This is a genomic window from Pseudomonas coronafaciens pv. oryzae str. 1_6, assembly GCF_000156995.2.
Taxonomy (GTDB): Bacteria; Pseudomonadota; Gammaproteobacteria; order Pseudomonadales; family Pseudomonadaceae; genus Aquipseudomonas; species Aquipseudomonas tremae.
This window is the reverse complement of the sequence record NZ_CP046035.1, coordinates 2,035,529-2,052,047: the sequence shown is the minus strand read 5'-3', so window position 1 is coordinate 2,052,047 and position 16,519 is coordinate 2,035,529. Positions and strand designations below refer to the sequence as shown.

Sequence of the window (16,519 nt, the reverse complement as noted above, 5' to 3'; positions counted from 1 at the left end):
CTGAACACCCCCGATGAGGCTCATCACACGCCCAAACAAAAGCCACCCGAAGGTGGCTTTTGTCGATTGCTCGAATCAGTAAGCGAAGCTTACTTGGTCGGCCAACCAGTCAGCTCGGCCAGGGCCTTGCCGATGTCTGCCAGGGAGCGCACGGTTTTCACACCAGCGTCCTGCAGTGCAGCGAATTTCTCGTCTGCAGTACCTTTGCCACCGGAGATGATTGCACCGGCATGGCCCATGCGCTTGCCCGGAGGAGCAGTCACACCAGCGATGTAGGAAACAACCGGCTTGGTCACGTGAGCCTTGATGTAGGCAGCCGCTTCTTCTTCAGCCGAACCGCCGATCTCGCCGATCATGACGATCGCTTCGGTCTGCGGGTCTTCCTGGAACAGCTTCAGGATGTCGATGAAGTTCGAACCCGGGATCGGGTCACCACCGATGCCGACGCAGGTGGACTGACCGAAACCGGCGTCAGTGGTCTGCTTCACAGCTTCGTAAGTCAGGGTGCCGGAACGCGACACGATGCCTACTTTGCCTGGCAAGTGGATGTGACCTGGCATGATGCCAATCTTGCACTCGCCTGGAGTGATGACGCCTGGGCAGTTTGGACCGATCAGGACCACACCCAGTTCGTCACACTTGACCTTGGCTTCGAGCATGTCGATGGTCGGGATGCCTTCGGTGATGCAGACGATCAGCTTGATGCCGCCGAACGCTGCTTCAAGGATGGAATCCTTGCAGAAAGGAGCTGGAACGTAGATAACGCTGGCAGTTGCGCCAGTGGTGTCTACCGCTTCTTTCACAGTGTTGAACACTGGCAGGTTCAGGTGCGTAGTGCCGCCTTTGCCTGGAGTCACGCCGCCGACCATTTTGGTGCCGTAGGCAATGGCTTGTTCGGAGTGGAAAGTACCTTGCGAACCAGTGAAACCCTGGCAGATAACCTTGGTGTCTTTATTGATCAGGACGCTCATTACTTGCCCTCCGCGGCTTTGACAACTTGTTGAGCAGCGTCGGTCAGGCTGGTAGCAGCGATGATGTTCAAACCGCTTTCTGCCAGTACTTTAGCGCCCAGTTCAGCGTTGTTGCCTTCAAGGCGAACAACAACCGGGATTTTCACGCCGACTTCTTTCACTGCACCGATGATGCCTTCGGCAATCATGTCGCAACGAACGATGCCGCCGAAGATGTTGACCAGTACTGCGGCGACATTGGTGTCGGACAGGATGATCTTGAACGCTTCGGTAACGCGTTCCTTGGTGGCGCCGCCGCCAACGTCAAGGAAGTTCGCAGGCTTGCCGCCATGCAGGTTGACGATGTCCATGGTACCCATGGCCAGGCCAGCACCGTTGACCATGCAACCGATGTTGCCTTCCAGCGCTACGTAGTTCAGTTCGAACTTGGCAGCGTGAGCTTCGCGAGGATCGTCCTGCGAAGGATCGTGGAAGCCCTTCAGCTTTGGCTGACGGTACATGGCGTTGGCATCGATGTTGATCTTGGCGTCAAGGCAGTGCAGATCGCCGTCAGCCTTGATCACCAGCGGATTCACTTCCAGCAGAGCCAGATCGTGGTCCTGGAACAGCTTGGCCAGACCGGTGAAGATCTTGGCGAACTGAGTGACCTGCTTGCCTTCCAGGCCAAGCTGGAAAGCCAGATCGCGGCCCTGGAATGGCTGTGCGCCAACCAGTGGATCGATAGTAGCCTTGAGAATCTTTTCAGGAGTGTCGTGAGCGATCTTCTCGATGTCCACGCCACCTTCGGTGGAGGCCATGAACACGATACGACGGCTGGAACGGTCAACTACTGCGCCCAGATACAGCTCTTTGGCGATATCGGTGCAGGACTCGACCAGGATCTTGGTCACTGGCTGACCATTGGCGTCAGTCTGGTAAGTCACCAGACGCTTGCCCAGCCACTGTTGAGCGAAGGCTGCTGCATCTTCCTTGCTGCGAACCAGCTTTACGCCGCCCGCTTTACCACGACCACCCGCGTGAACCTGGGCTTTGACAACCCATTCGGTCCCGCCGATCTTGTCGCAGGCTTCCGCTGCTGCTTCCGGGGTGTCTACCGCGTAACCTTTGGATACTGGCAGGCCGTACTCAGCGAACAGCTGCTTACCCTGATACTCGTGAAGATTCATGCTTATTACCGTCTTCGTTTAGGTACTGCGCATTCGGTGCTGCACGTCAGCGTGCCGCACCACCTGTGACCGCTACTCCGGGTGGACTCCACAAGTGCCACTGGACACTCGATGAGCCGCCTGAGAGGTCGAGTCCGGCGCAGATTCCGCGGTAAGCCCTGCTGGCAAGGCTCACGACGGGCACTGCGTCGTGGTTTCTCTTGTTGTCTTAGCGTTTCTTGCGATTCTGAATATGGATGGCACCGCCATTCACAGCCAGTGCAGCTTCGTGCAGCGCTTCGGACAACGTCGGGTGCGAGAAGACCATCATGCCGATATCTTCTGCACTGGTGCCGAACTCCATAGCGATTGCGCCTTGCTGTACCAGCTCTGCAGCACTCGGGCCAATAACGTGAACACCCAATACGCGATCGGTCTTGGCGTCGGCAATGATCTTGACGAAGCCACCGGTGTCGTTGGCAGCCATGGCACGGCCACTGGCTGCGAACGGGAACGTACCGACATTAACTTCAACGCCTTCGGCCTTGAGAGTCTGTTCGGTCTTGCCGACCCAGGCGATTTCCGGGTGGGTGTAGATAACCGATGGGACCAGGTTGTAGTTCATCTGAGCCTTGTGGCCCTTGATGCGCTCGACAACCATGATGCCTTCTTCCGAAGCCTTGTGGGCCAGCATCAGGCCACGTACCACGTCACCGATGGCGTAAACGCCGGGAACGCTGGTGGTGCAGTAGTCATCGACGTAGATGAAACCGCGTTCGTCCAGATCGACGCCGCTGTCCGAAGCCAGCAAGTCGGTGGTAACAGGGCGACGGCCTACCGCTACGATCAGACGATCAAAGGTGATCGACTGCTCGCCTGCGGCGTCGGTGTAGCTGACAACCACTTCTTCGCCATTGACCTTGGAGCCGGTCACGCGAGCGCCCAACTTGATATCCAGACCCTGCTTGGTGAAGGTTTTCAGTGCTTCCTTGGAAACAGCTTCGTCGGCGGCAGGGATGAACTTTTCCAGTGCTTCCAGGACAGTGACCTGAGCGCCGAGGCGAGCCCAGACCGAACCCAGTTCCAGACCGATCACGCCCGCGCCGATAACGCCCAGACGCTGCGGAACCTGTTGAAACTCCAGTGCGCCGGTCGAATCGACGATGACTTTCTGGTCAACCGGAGCTGGCGGAATGTCGATAGGACGCGAGCCCGAAGCGAGGATCACGTGGTCCGCTTCGATGATTTCAACAGTGCCGTCGGCAGCTGTCAGTTCGACTTTCTTGCCGGCCAGCAATTTGCCATGACCTTGCAGGGTGGTTACACCGTTGGCTTTGAACAGGCTGGCAACGCCGCCGGTCAGGCCTTTTACGATGGTCGACTTGCGACCGATCATGGCCGGCACGTCGATGGCCACTTCGGATGTGGAAATGCCGTGTACCGCGAAGCCATTCTTGGCTTCGTAGAATTTCCAGGAACTGTCGAGCAGCGCCTTGGATGGAATGCAACCAACGTTCAGGCAGGTACCACCGAGGGCCAGTTTGCCCTCCTTGTCCTGATATTTCTCGATGCAGGCAGTCTTGAGACCAAGTTGCGCTGCCTTGATGGCGGCAACATAGCCGCCAGGGCCTGCGCCAATCACTACCACGTCGAATTTCTGGGACATAACAAAGAGTTCCTCTTTAGCTGCAAGCTTTTAGCTGCAAGCTGCAAGTCAGTCCGCGCTTTAACGCGAGGCCGACTTGCGACCTATTGATTAGGTAAAACACATCGGCCCCGAGTGCACGTCCTTTTGCTTCTGGCTTGAAGCATAAAACCTGCGACTCGAGGCTGCCTCATCAGATATCCAGCAACAGACGAGCTGGATCTTCCAGCAGGTTCTTGATGGTAACGAGGAAAGTTACTGCTTCTTTACCATCGATCAAACGGTGATCGTAAGACAGCGCCAGATACATCATCGGGCGAATCACAACCTGACCGTTGACTGCCATCGGGCGCTGCAGAATGTTGTGCATGCCCAGAATTGCAGCCTGTGGCGGGTTGACGATCGGCGTCGACATCATCGAACCGAAAGTACCACCGTTGGTGATCGTGAAGGTACCGCCGGTCATCTCGTCGATGGAAAGCTTACCGTCACGGGCTTTTTTACCGAAGGTAGCGATGCCGCCTTCGATTTCAGCCAGGCTCATGTGTTCTGCGTTACGCAGAACCGGCACGACCAGACCGCGATCGCTGGAAACCGCCACGCCGACGTCGGCATAACCGTGGTAGACGATGTCGGAACCGTCGATCGAAGCGTTGACAGCCGGGAAGCGTTTCAGCGCTTCGGTAGCCGCCTTGACGAAGAAGGACATAAAGCCCAGACGTACGCCATTGTGCGACTTCTCGAACAGGTCTTTGTACTTCGAGCGCAGTGCCATGACTTCTGTCATGTCGACTTCGTTGAAGGTAGTCAGCATTGCCATGTTCGACTGGGCTTCGACCAGACGCTTGGCAACCGTTGCACGCACGCGAGTCATCGGCACGCGCTTCTCGGTGCGATCGCCAGCGGCGACGACAGGAGCAGCAGCTGCAGCAGGCTTGGCGGCTGGAGCAGCGGCTGGAGCGGATTTCTTGGCTTCAACGGCAGCAACGACGTCTTCCTTGGTGATACGACCGTCTTTACCGGTGCCTTTCACGCTGGTCAGGTTGATGCCGTTTTCTTCAGCCAGTTGACGCGCAGCAGGCGCGGCAATCGGGTCTTCTTCGCCAGCAGATGCAGCCGGTGCAGCGGCTGGTACCGAAGCAGGCGCAGCAGCAGGTGCCGGAGCAGCAGATGCCGTAGCGCCGTCATTCAATGTCCCGAGCACTTCGTTGGACAGTACGATGGCACCCTCTTCCTTGGTGATCGCGCCCATCACGCCGTCAGCTTCGGCCAACACTTCGAGGACAACCTTGTCAGTCTCGATATCGACCAGCATCTCGTCGCGCTTTACCGCATCACCCTCTTTTTTGTACCACTTGGAAATGGTGCCGTCGGCAACTGATTCCGGGAAAGAGGGGGCTTTGATCTCGATAGCCATTATCTGTAATTCCTTAATTCGGTTTCTAATGCTCGAAGGCGTTAAACAGTGAAGGCATCGCGCAGGAGTTTTTCCTGCTGCTCGGCGTGCATCGAAGCGTAGCCACAGGCTGGCGCAGCGGAGGCATCACGACCGGCGTACTCGAGAACGAGCTCGCGTTTGTGATTGCCCATGCTGCGACGCAGATGGTGCTGGCTGCTGTACCAGGCGCCCTGGTTCATCGGTTCTTCCTGACACCAGACCACGTGCTGCAGATTGGTGTAAGGCGCGATGGTTTCCATCAGGTCATCTTCAGGGAACGGATACAGCTGCTCGAGGCGAACGATAGCGATGTCTTCACGACCTTCGGCACGGCGTTTTTCCAGCAGGTCGTAGTAGACCTTGCCGCTGCACAGCACCAGACGTGTGACCTTCGCAGGATCGAGAGTATCGATTTCCGGAATGACGGTCTGGAACGAGCCTTCGGCCAGATCCTCGAGGGTCGAGACAGCAAGCTTGTGACGCAGCAGCGATTTCGGTGTCAGCACGATCAGCGGCTTGCGCAGCGGACGGATAACCTGACGACGCAGCAGGTGGTAGATCTGCGCCGGAGTCGTCGGTACGCATACCTGAATGTTGTGCTCGGCACACAATTGCAGGTAACGCTCGAGACGTGCCGAAGAGTGCTCTGGCCCCTGCCCTTCATAGCCATGAGGCAAGAGCATGGTCAGGCCGCACAGACGGCCCCACTTGTGCTCGCCGCTGGTAATGAACTGATCGACAACCACCTGGGCACCGTTGGCGAAGTCGCCGAACTGGGCTTCCCAGATAACCAGCGCATCAGGCTGGGTAGTCGAGTAACCGTATTCGAATGCCAGCACAGCCTCTTCCGAAAGGAACGAGTCGTACAGGTCGAAACGCGGCTGGCCGACATACAGATTCTGCAGCGGGATGTAGGTGCCTGCATCTTTCTGGTTGTGCAGAACGGCGTGACGGTGCGAGAACGTACCTCGACCGATATCCTGACCCGTCATGCGGATCGGGTGACCTTCAAACGCCAGCGTGGCGTATGCCATGGTCTCCGCGTAGCCCCAGTTGATCGGCAAGCCACCGGCCTGCATCTTCTGGCGATCTTCGTAGATCTTCTGTACCTGACGCTGCACGACGAAGCCTTCCGGAAGCTCCATCAGCTTGGCCGACAGTTCCTGCAAAGTCTTCAGATCGAAGCGGGTGTCGTGACGCGCAGTCCAGGCGTGGCCCAGATACGGACGCCAGTCGACGAACAATTCCTTGTTCGGCTCCTTGACCAGGCTTTTCACCACGTGCAGGCCGTTGTCCAGCGCGCTGCGGTAGTCATCGACCTTGGCTTGGACACGGGCCTCGTCGAGAACGCCTGTCTTGATCAGATGCTCGGCATACAGTTCACGGGTAGTGCGCTGCTTGGTGATCTGCTGGTACATCAAAGGCTGAGTGCCACTAGGCTCATCAGCTTCGTTGTGACCGCGACGGCGGTAGCAGACCAGATCGATGACGATGTCCCGCTTGAACTGCATGCGGTAGTCGATCGCCAACTGGGTGACGAACATCACGGCTTCCGGATCATCACCATTTACATGGAGGATCGGCGCCTGAATCATCTTGGCAACGTCGGTGGCGTACTCGGTGGAACGCGAGTCCAGCGGGTTGCTGATGGTGAAACCCACCTGGTTGTTGATAACGATGTGGATCGTGCCGCCCGTCTTGAAGCCGCGAGTCTGCGACATCTGGAAGGTTTCCATGACCACGCCCTGACCGGCAAAAGCCGCGTCGCCGTGGAGGGAAATCGGCAGCACCTTGTCGCCATTCGGATCGTTACGACGATCCTGACGCGCACGCACCGACCCTTCGACCACCGGAGAAACGATCTCCAGGTGAGACGGGTTGAATGCCATCGCAAGGTGAACTTCACCGCCTGCGGTCATGACATTGGAAGAAAAGCCCTGGTGATATTTGACGTCACCGGAACCCAGCTCCACTTTCTTTTTGCCTTCGAACTCGTCGAACAGGTCGCGCGGGTTCTTGCCGAAGGTGTTGACCAGCACGTTGAGACGACCACGGTGGGCCATGCCGATGACAACTTCCTTGGTACCGTAGGACCCGGAACGCTGGATAAGCTCGTCGAGCATCGGAATCAGGCTTTCACCGCCTTCCAGACCGAAGCGTTTGGTGCCTGGGTATTTGGTGCCCAGATACTTCTCGAGACCTTCCGCCGCGGTAACGCGCTCAAGCAGATGGCTCTGGATATCGGCCGAGAAAGCCGGACGGCCACGAACACTCTCGAGTCGCTGCATGAACCAGTTGCGCTGCTCGGAATCCACGATGTGCGTGAACTCGGAGCCGATGGTGCGACAATATGTCTGCTGCAACGCTTCGTGAATTTCGCGTAGGCTCGCTTCCTCTTTGCCAATGAACAAGTCACCGGCACGGAAAGTCGTGTCCAGATCGGCATTGGTCAAGCCGTAATGATTGATCGACAGGTCAGCAGGCGCAGGACGCTGCCAAAGGCCCAGCGGATCGAGCTGAGCAGCCTGATGGCCACGCATCCGATAAGCCTGGATCAGTCGCAGCACTTCAACCTGCTTCTTCTCGTGCTCGCTGCTCACACTACCGGCGGAGACCGGCTGAGCGCGGCGCTGGTTTTTGGCCAGCAACACGAAATGATCGCGAATAGTCGAATGCGATACATCGGTGGCAGAGCTGCCGTCTGCTGGCAACTTCTGAAAGTAGGTGCGCCATTCTTCTGGCACAGCGTTAGGGTCGTGCAGGTAGAGCTCATAGAGCTCTTCCACATAGGCAGCGTTACCACCGGATAGGTGGGCACTGTTCCACATGCGCTGCATCACGCTTTCTTGCATGCTTGGTCACCCTCGGTAAGGGGACACCACCGGCGAAGACACCAGAGCAATCCTGAAATAGTCGTGTGCAGCGACCGTATCAAGTCACCAGGGATCACGCAGATAGTCCGGGTACCAGCCCGGATGCCCCTGCTGGTCTCATTTCTTCAAAATAAGAGCCGCAGCTTTGCGAGCTACTGCTCAGGTTAAAACCACGGCGCCGGTTGAAGCCTGCGCCGCGGCCATTTCAGTGCAACGGTGTAACAGATAATGCGATGAATCAGACGCCGTTTTGCAACAACATGTTGCGCACGTGACCGATAGCCTTGGTTGGGTTAAGGCCTTTCGGGCAGACGTTGACGCAGTTCATGATGCCGCGGCAGCGGAATACGCTGAACGGGTCATCAAGCGAAGCCAGACGTTCACTGGTGCGTGTGTCACGGCTGTCAGCCAGAAAACGATAGGCTTGCAGCAGTGCAGCAGGGCCCAAGAACTTGTCGGGGTTCCACCAGAAGGACGGGCACGAAGTCGAGCAGCAAGCGCACAGAATACACTCGTACAGACCGTCGAGCTTCTCGCGCTCTTCCGGAGTTTGCAGACGTTCGATGGCCGGAGCCGGCGTGTCGTTCTGCAGGAACGGCTTCACCTTCTCGTACTGCTTGTAGAAGATGCTCATATCGACGACCAGGTCACGAATGACCGGCAAACCAGGCAGCGGACGTACGATCAGCTTGTTCTTGGCGACAACCGCAGACAGCGGCGTGATGCACGCCAGGCCGTTCTTGCCGTTGATGTTCATGCCATCCGAACCACACACGCCTTCACGGCATGAACGACGGTAAGAAAAGCCTTCGTCCTGTTCCTTGACCAGCGCCAGCACGTCCAGAACCATCAGGTCCTTGCCACCGGTATCGACCTGAAACTCCTGCATGAAGGGTGCAGCGTCCTGATCAGGGTTGTAACGATAAACACTGACTTGCAACATATCGGTCACCCCTTAATAAGTCCGAATCTTGGGCTCAAAAGTCGGAACAGTCTTCGGCGAGAAGTTCACGGCACGCTTGGTTACACGCTTGTCACCCGGGAAATACAGGGTGTGGCACAACCAGTTCTCGTCGTCGCGATCTTCAAAGTCTTCACGGGCGTGAGCGCCGCGGGACTCTTTACGATTCTCTGCGGCAATCGCCGTAGCTTCGGCAACTTCCAGCAGGTTTTGCAGTTCAAGCGCTTCGATACGGGCGGTGTTGAATGCCTGGCTCTTGTCGTTGATCTTGACGTTGGCGATGCGCACGCGCAGGTCAGCCAGCTGAGCAATACCCTTCTGCATGTATTCGCCGGTACGGAACACACCGAAGTAGTTCTGCATGCAGCTCTGCAGCTCTTTACGCAGGGTGGCAACGTCTTCGCCAGTGGTACGCTCGTTCAGGCCGGCAAGACGCGCGAGAGCAGCATCGATGTCGGACTGCGAAGCACGTGCGTATTCAACGCCTTCGCGCAACGCCTGCTCCAGGTGGATACCCGCAGCACGACCGAACACCACCAGGTCGAGCAGCGAGTTGCCGCCCAGGCGGTTTGCGCCGTGTACGGATACGCAAGCCACTTCACCTACGGCGAACAGGCCCGGGATGATCTGGTCGACGCCAGCCGCATCCTGAGTGATTGCCTGACCATGAATGTTGGTAGCAACACCACCCATCATGTAATGGCAGGTTGGAACCACGGGAATCGGAGCAGTTGCAGGGTCGACGTGGGCAAAGGTCTTGGACAGCTCCATGATGCCTGGCAGACGGCTGTGCAGCACTTCCTCGCCCAGGTGATCGAGCTTGAGCATCACGTGGTCGCCATCAGGACCACAACCGTTACCGGCGATGATTTCCTTGACCATGGAACGCGCGACCACGTCACGACCTGCAAGGTCCTTGGCGTTCGGCGCATAACGCTCCATGAAACGCTCGCCGTGCTTGTTGATCAGGTAACCGCCTTCACCGCGGCAACCTTCTGTGACCAGTACACCTGCGCCGGCGATGCCGGTTGGGTGGAACTGCCACATTTCGATGTCCTGTACCGGCACGCCAGCGCGAAGCGCCATGCCGATACCGTCACCGGTGTTGATCAGGGCATTAGTGGTGGACGAGTAGATGCGACCTGCACCGCCAGTTGCCAGCACGGTAGCGTGGGCACGGATGTAAGAGGTCTCGCCTGTCTCGATGCAGATGGCGATGATGCCGACAAAGTCGCCATTCTGGTTTTTCACCAGATCCACTGCGTAGTATTCATTGAGGAATACTGTGCCAGCCTTGAGGTTGGCCTGATACAGGGTGTGCAGCAGGGCGTGACCGGTACGGTCGGCCGCAGCACAGGTACGGGCAGCCTGACCGCCTTTGCCGAAGTCCTTGGACTGACCGCCGAACGGGCGCTGATAGATGCGGCCCTGCTCGGTACGGGAGAACGGCAGGCCCATGTGCTCGAGCTCGAAGACCGCTTCCGGACCTACGGAACACATGTACTCGATAGCGTCCTGATCACCGATGTAGTCGGAGCCTTTGACGGTATCGTACATGTGCCAGCGCCAGTCATCGTTCGGATCGGCCGAAGCGATTGCGCAGGTGATACCACCCTGAGCGGAAACAGTGTGCGAACGGGTCGGGAAGACCTTGGTGACTACGGCAGTCTTGTGACCACCCTGAGCCAGTTGCAGTGCAGCGCGCATGCCTGCACCGCCGCCACCGATGATGATGGCGTCGAACGAAAGCGCATTAATGTTAGCCATGGATCAGATACCCCAAAGAATCTGCACGCCCCAGACGAAGTAAGCGAACATCAGAACGCCGCATACAGCCTGGAACAGGAAACGTACGGCAGTCGCGGACTTGCCCAGCGCCATCGGCGTCAGGTAGTCGGTCGCGATGGTCCACATGCCGACCCAGGCGTGAGCGCCAAGGGCAACAAGCGCCAGCAGACTGAAGATACGCATTCCGTTGTGTGCGAACAGATCATGCCATTGGGCGTAACTCAGACCCGGATGAAAGACCATGTAGCCGATCAGGAATATGAAATAAGCCGCGAGCACGACGGCGGAGACGCGTTGCGCCATCCAGTCGTAGAGACCCGAACGCGACAGGTTCGTGACGTTGGTTACCATATCCATACTCCCGCCAGAAGAATCAGCACCACGGAAACCGCGATGACGATTTTGGAGCCCAGCTTGCCGCCCTCGAGCGTCTCGCCTACCCCGGAGTCCATGATCAGGTGACGAATACCGGCCACCATGTGGTACAGCAGGGCAGAAAGAAGTCCCCAGATGACCAGCTTGGCCAGCGGACTGGTCATATACGCCTTGACTTCACCGAACCCTTCTTCGGACGCCAGCGACTTGTCCATTGCATACAGCATGATTGCAATACCGACAAAGAGGATGACACCGGAGATGCGGTGAAGGATGGACGTGTAAGCGGTGACTGGGAGCTTGATGGTCCTTAGGTCTAGATTTACAGGTCGTTGGCTATTCACGGCTTTTTTTCACACTGAAGAGCCCCTAACAATCAGGGCAAGTTGTTGGGAAGTGCACTGGTCAGGTACCCACCACCCAGGAAGTGACGACCCCCTTGAAACAGGCCAAAAAGCCTCTGGCGGTCGGACGCCGAGTATAGACAGTTAGGGCGCTAATGACAACGCGCAGACTTACCGCGAATGGCGCATTGCGTTAGCGGGACAAAAGGCGTAAACGGCAGTAAACAGCCGTGAAAAATCCCCGGCTGGCGCCTTGCGGAACATGACTTTAGGCAAATTGACTTTAGAATTTATCTCACTATAGTGATGCGGGCCCTGCGTGGGGGGCCTGTCTGATGATTTGAAGCATAAATAGGAGGCCACATGGCTGACAAAAAAGCGCAGTTGATCATCGAGGGCGCAGCCCCCGTCGAGCTGCCAATTCTGACCGGTACAGTGGGTCCGGACGTGATCGACGTACGCGGACTGACCGCCACCGGCCGCTTCACATTTGACCCTGGCTTCATGTCCACGGCATCTTGCGAGTCGAAGATCACCTACATCGATGGTGACAACGGAATCCTGCTTCACCGCGGCTACCCTATCGAACAACTGGCCGAGCAGTCCGATTACCTCGAAACCTGTTACCTGCTGCTCAACGGCGAATTGCCGACCGCCGAACAAAAAGCCCAGTTTGTGGCCGTGGTCAAGAACCACACGATGGTTCACGAGCAACTCAAGACATTTTTCAACGGCTTCCGCCGCGATGCCCACCCGATGGCCGTCATGTGCGGCGTAGTCGGCGCCCTTTCTGCGTTCTATCACGACTCGCTGGACATCAATAACCCGCAGCACCGCGAAATTTCGGCAGTGCGCCTGGTAGCCAAGATGCCGACCCTGGCAGCGATGGTCTACAAGTACTCCATGGGGCAACCCATGATGTACCCGCGTAACGACCTCAGCTACGCCGAGAATTTCCTGCACATGATGTTCAACACCCCGTGCGAGATCAAACCGATCAGCCCGGTACTGGCCAAGGCGATGGACAAGATCTTCATCCTCCACGCCGATCACGAGCAGAATGCCTCTACCTCCACCGTGCGCATGGCCGGCTCCTCTGGCGCCAACCCGTTCGCTTGCATCGCGGCCGGCATTGCCGCGTTGTGGGGCCCGGCTCACGGCGGCGCCAATGAGGCGGTACTGACCATGCTTGATGAAATTGGCGATGTATCCAACATCGACAAGTTCATTGCCAAGGCCAAGGACAAGAACGACCCGTTCAAGCTCATGGGTTTCGGCCATCGCGTCTACAAGAACCGCGACCCTCGTGCCACCGTGATGAAGCAGACCTGCGACGAAGTCCTGAAGGAACTGGGTATCAAAAACGATCCTCAGCTCGAGCTCGCCATGCGCCTCGAAGAGATCGCCCTCACCGACCCATACTTCATCGAGCGCTCGCTGTACCCGAACGTCGACTTCTACTCGGGCATCATCCTCAAGGCCATCGGCATTCCGACCAGCATGTTCACCGTGATCTTCGCTCTGGCGCGGACCGTCGGCTGGATCTCGCACTGGAAGGAAATGCTCTCCAGCCCTTACAAGATCGGTCGTCCACGCCAGCTTTATACCGGTGACGTGCAACGCGATATCGTCCCGCTGCAAGACCGCAAGTAGGCGTTACCTGCAAAAAACAAAGGGCTGCCAGTGGGCAGCCCTTTTTTTGTATGTATTCTTTTCGTGCCGGGCTTTGAATTACTGCGCAGCCCTGTCTCTGAGCGCCTTGAGGGTATTGAACGGCGCATCGACAACGAACTTGTTGGCCAGCATAGATGGCACACTGCCGCCTGGCTCTGTATGCACCTGATAGGTCACTTCAGTCTGCTGAGGACCTTTAGGGACCATCCTCCAGAAGCCCTTGACCTCCGCGACGCGAACAAAGCCTTTTTCTTCCGGAATGTATTTCGGTTGCTCTTCAAGCGTCCGCGTGACACTGCCGTCAGCCCCCTCCAGCGTCGTAACCAGCAAAACCGAATCGCGGGGCGTTACCGGCCAAGGCGTATTGAACTGGCTGTAAGTCCAGGTCTTGTCGCCTTCATGCTTGAGTATCTTCTGCAATTTGCACTCATGAATCCACGCGCAGGCACCCACCACATCCTCCTGAAGTGCACGCAACTTGCCCACACTGGCGTTGATCACCGCAACACCCCGGTAAGCCTTGTAATCAGACCCGGGCACATCACTCAGAGATATCTTGATACCGTCCTCGTCCTTGACGACCTTCCAGTCTTCAGCCTGCGCTACACCCACAAGCATTACAGTCAGACCACAAGCAACAGCCATGCGATACAGCGGACTCATTGTTTTATTCCTTGTTTTGACGTTCCGACAAAGCGCTAGCGCTCACAAAAAACTTTTCAAGCCACGGCAGTCGCTTTTTCCCACCAGCCAATAAGGCGAATGGCGTCCGCCTGATCGATACCGCAGACGTCTTCCGCCGCCTTGAACTGACTGCAGACGGCAGGACGCTCAGGCATCCCGAACAAGGCACATAACAGTTCCACCGACAGGTGCAGACACCGCTCGCCGGCAGGCTTCCCCTGGGGCATACCCGGTATGGGTGACGTGATGGAAGGCGCGATGCAACACGCACCACAATCAGAACGGCAGTCCATGACCCGAAACCCTTATTGGAAATATGAAAAAACAGGAAGGATAGTAACCGCCGAAATGCCGGTTTGAAAACGCCGTATCGGACGATACGCAGGGCTTACTGCTTGAATTTGAAATCCAGTGCTGCGCCTTCAACGTCACGACGGTTGTCGTTACGCATCTGCAGCTGCATCTCATTGGTCAGCAACCGGCCTTCCAGTTCGAAAGGACTGGCGCCAGGAGAGTCACCGAACATCTGCGGCAACAAGGGCTTGGGCTTGCGCTTGCCGGTGATGACATTGGCTGGCGGCTCAAGCTCTTTGACCAGCTCGGGGGGCAGGCTCAGGTCAAGCCTGGGCGATTTGATTCGCACGTCCTTGGCCTTGGGCTGCTTGCCGGCCTTGCGATTACTGACGGAAGCCTCTCGTTTGGCCACCGCAGCCTTGGCAACGGAAGCTTTCGACGACGGCTTGTCAGCCCCGGAGACAGGCGCTTTGTGGATCTGAGCAGCAGATGGCGCACTGGACTCTTTGCCGACCACCACTGGGACCACAGGGACGCCCGGCATAAGTTCATGCATGGAGTCCGGCACTTTAGGCAATATGGTTTCAGTCACCGACGCAGCAGGCTCAGTATCTTTTTTACTTGCGATCGCTTTGGATGCAGCAGGTGCCGGAGCGGCGGCTTCGGTCTTTGGCTTGGGCACGGGTGGGTCCTGAGCATCGCAACCGCTCAGCAGAACCAGAATGAACAACCCGATACAACGAAACGCATTCATAGGCAGAAATCAGACAAGAAGTGGCAACGCCAAAAAGAAACATATGCTGTCCTTTTGAGGCCACGGTGACAAGACAAGAGTTCCGAAGAATTGCCAAAAAAAGCGTCTGTCACTCAATAGACTGGAACAGTCTCGTGACACAACTGTTTGGCCAGCAGCCCCAACGTCATCAGCGCCCGCTCCGCTTCCTTGTTCCAAGGCATGCCGCAATTGAGGCGTATGCAGTGATTGAACTGTTCAGTGTTACTGAAGATCAGGCCGGGCGCGATGCTGATGCCCTGCTCCAGCGCCCGCACATGCAGCTCCTGAGTATTGACCCTGCCCGGCAGGCTGACCCACAGAATAAAGCCACCAGCCGGACGACTCATCTGCGTCCCTTCCGGAAAAAACTGCTGTACGGCGAGCTGGTAGGCGCTCAGGTTCTTCCGATACTCGAGACGAATGAAACGCAGGTGCCGGTCATAACCACCGTTCTCGAGGTAGGCGGCAATGCCCATCTGTGTGACGCTGCACGCCGAATGGGTACTGAAGGTCTGCAGGCGTTGAATTTCTGCCTGATACTTGCCAGCAATCATCCAGCCGACGCGCACGCCTGGCGACAGTGTCTTGGAAAAGCTGGAGCAGTAGACCACCCTGCCCAGCCGATCAAACGCCTTGAGCGCCTTGGTTCGACCGACCTCGAACATCAGCTCGCCATACACATCGTCCTCGACCACCTGTATATCGAAGTCCGAGGCCAGACGCAGGAGGTTTTTCTGCCGCTCTTCGGGCATGGTGCCGCCCAAGGGGTTACTCAGGCGCGAGGTCAGCACCAGCGCCTTGATCGACCACTGATTGGCCGCCAGCTGCAAGGCCTCAAGGCTGATGCCGGTAGCCGGATCGCTGGGAATTTCGATGACTTTGAGACCCAGCAGATCGGCGAGCTGCAACAAACCGTAATACGCAGGCGATTCGGCGGCGATCAGGTCGCCGGGCCGGGTAAGCACCCGCAAAGCCATTTGCAATGCGTCGACACAGCCATGAGTAATGACCACCTCGGAAGGATCAACCACCACGCCCGCGTCGCGCATGCGGATAGCCACTTGCCTGCGCAATGGCTCGAACCCTGGGCTGAACATGTAACTGAACGCGCGCGGGCTGTGAAACCGCGTGACCTTGGCCAACTGCTGGTGCAACGCACGAACCGGTAAATAGTCAACATGCGGCACCGCCGCTCCCAGCGCGAAAACGCCCTCGCGGCGCGACTCTTCAAGGACCTGCTGAATGATACTGCTGCGGGTGACCAGCCCCGGCCGCTCGACACGCGCGATGTCAGGCGTCGAGGCGGTCAGCGCCGGAGTCTGGTGAACGTAGTAACCGGACTGCGGACGCGCACGTATCAAGCCTTGATCTTCAAGGTTCGCATACGCCTGCAAAACCGTCGCATGGCTGACATTGAGCTGCGAACTCATCTTGCGAACCGAAGGCACGCGCTCGCCAGGCTGGTACACGCCGCGGCGGATGTCTTCAGCCAATTGCTGAGCGATACGCTGATAGAGCAAAAGATTGGTCATACGCAGCCTCGAAAAGACCG

14 protein-coding genes are annotated in these 16,519 nt (G+C 57.5%); 1 reads left to right on the top strand and 13 read right to left on the bottom strand.

Going from position 1 to position 16,519, the window contains the following annotated elements:
- Nucleotides 1-89: 89 nt before the first annotated feature.
- The 9 genes from sucD to sdhC all read right to left on the bottom strand — a co-directional run bounded on the left by sucD (nucleotide 90) and on the right by sdhC (nucleotide 11,540).
- Nucleotides 90-971 carry a succinate--CoA ligase subunit alpha gene (gene sucD / locus POR16_RS09185; protein WP_024669578.1) on the bottom strand — a complete coding sequence of 294 codons (882 nt, stop codon included), beginning with the start codon at nucleotides 969-971 and terminating at the stop codon, nucleotides 90-92.
- Nucleotides 971-2,137: an ADP-forming succinate--CoA ligase subunit beta gene (sucC, locus tag POR16_RS09180; protein WP_002552981.1), complete on the bottom strand. Its 1,167-nt coding sequence runs from the start codon at nucleotides 2,135-2,137 to the stop codon at nucleotides 971-973. Before sucC ends, sucD begins: the two co-directional genes overlap by 1 nt.
- A 208-nt stretch (nucleotides 2,138-2,345) precedes the next feature.
- The gene (gene lpdA / locus POR16_RS09175) at nucleotides 2,346-3,782 is read right to left on the bottom strand and encodes a dihydrolipoyl dehydrogenase (protein ID WP_005896985.1); all 1,437 of its coding nucleotides are present in this window, start codon (nucleotides 3,780-3,782) and stop codon (nucleotides 2,346-2,348) included.
- A gap of 172 nt (nucleotides 3,783-3,954) precedes the next feature.
- Nucleotides 3,955-5,178, bottom strand: a complete 1,224-nt coding sequence (gene odhB / locus POR16_RS09170; protein ID WP_024691093.1) for a 2-oxoglutarate dehydrogenase complex dihydrolipoyllysine-residue succinyltransferase — start codon at nucleotides 5,176-5,178, stop codon at nucleotides 3,955-3,957.
- 41 nt (nucleotides 5,179-5,219) lie between these two features.
- Nucleotides 5,220-8,051 carry a 2-oxoglutarate dehydrogenase E1 component gene (locus POR16_RS09165; RefSeq protein WP_005896976.1) on the bottom strand — a complete coding sequence of 944 codons (2,832 nt, stop codon included), beginning with the start codon at nucleotides 8,049-8,051 and terminating at the stop codon, nucleotides 5,220-5,222.
- Nucleotides 8,052-8,310: 259 nt separating this feature from the next.
- Entirely contained in the window at nucleotides 8,311-9,015 is a 705-nt protein-coding gene (locus POR16_RS09160; protein WP_003316554.1) for a succinate dehydrogenase iron-sulfur subunit, read from the bottom strand.
- A gap of 12 nt (nucleotides 9,016-9,027) precedes the next feature.
- Entirely contained in the window at nucleotides 9,028-10,800 is a 1,773-nt protein-coding gene (gene sdhA / locus POR16_RS09155; protein ID WP_005896972.1) for a succinate dehydrogenase flavoprotein subunit, read from the bottom strand.
- 3 nt (nucleotides 10,801-10,803) lie between these two features.
- Complete coding sequence (gene sdhD, locus POR16_RS09150; RefSeq protein WP_003382006.1) at nucleotides 10,804-11,172, bottom strand: succinate dehydrogenase, hydrophobic membrane anchor protein; 369 nt, start codon at nucleotides 11,170-11,172, stop codon at nucleotides 10,804-10,806.
- Nucleotides 11,166-11,540 carry a succinate dehydrogenase, cytochrome b556 subunit gene (gene sdhC, locus POR16_RS09145; RefSeq protein WP_024669574.1) on the bottom strand — a complete coding sequence of 125 codons (375 nt, stop codon included), beginning with the start codon at nucleotides 11,538-11,540 and terminating at the stop codon, nucleotides 11,166-11,168. The genes sdhD and sdhC overlap by 7 nt, the downstream gene beginning before the upstream one ends.
- Before the next feature lie 363 nt (nucleotides 11,541-11,903).
- On the opposite strand from sdhC, the gene gltA reads away from it, so the two are divergent.
- Nucleotides 11,904-13,193 (top strand): citrate synthase, encoded by a 1,290-nt coding sequence (gltA, locus tag POR16_RS09140; protein ID WP_005896966.1) that lies wholly within the window; start codon nucleotides 11,904-11,906, stop codon nucleotides 13,191-13,193.
- 78 nt (nucleotides 13,194-13,271) lie between these two features.
- Here the strand turns inward: gltA and POR16_RS09135 are convergent, their stop codons facing one another.
- The 4 genes from POR16_RS09135 to POR16_RS09120 form a co-directional block, all read right to left on the bottom strand.
- Complete coding sequence (locus POR16_RS09135) at nucleotides 13,272-13,877, bottom strand: START domain-containing protein (RefSeq protein ID WP_005896963.1); 606 nt, start codon at nucleotides 13,875-13,877, stop codon at nucleotides 13,272-13,274.
- Nucleotides 13,878-13,933: 56 nt separating this feature from the next.
- A complete protein-coding gene (locus tag POR16_RS09130; RefSeq protein ID WP_024669573.1) occupies nucleotides 13,934-14,191 on the bottom strand; it encodes a YkgJ family cysteine cluster protein in 258 nt (85 codons plus the stop codon).
- A gap of 95 nt (nucleotides 14,192-14,286) precedes the next feature.
- Nucleotides 14,287-14,946 carry a hypothetical protein gene (locus tag POR16_RS09125; protein WP_005896959.1) on the bottom strand — a complete coding sequence of 220 codons (660 nt, stop codon included), beginning with the start codon at nucleotides 14,944-14,946 and terminating at the stop codon, nucleotides 14,287-14,289.
- A 113-nt stretch (nucleotides 14,947-15,059) separates the two neighbouring features.
- Nucleotides 15,060-16,499, bottom strand: a complete 1,440-nt coding sequence (locus POR16_RS09120; protein WP_005896956.1) for an aminotransferase-like domain-containing protein — start codon at nucleotides 16,497-16,499, stop codon at nucleotides 15,060-15,062.
- Between the last annotated feature and the right edge of the window lie 20 nt (nucleotides 16,500-16,519).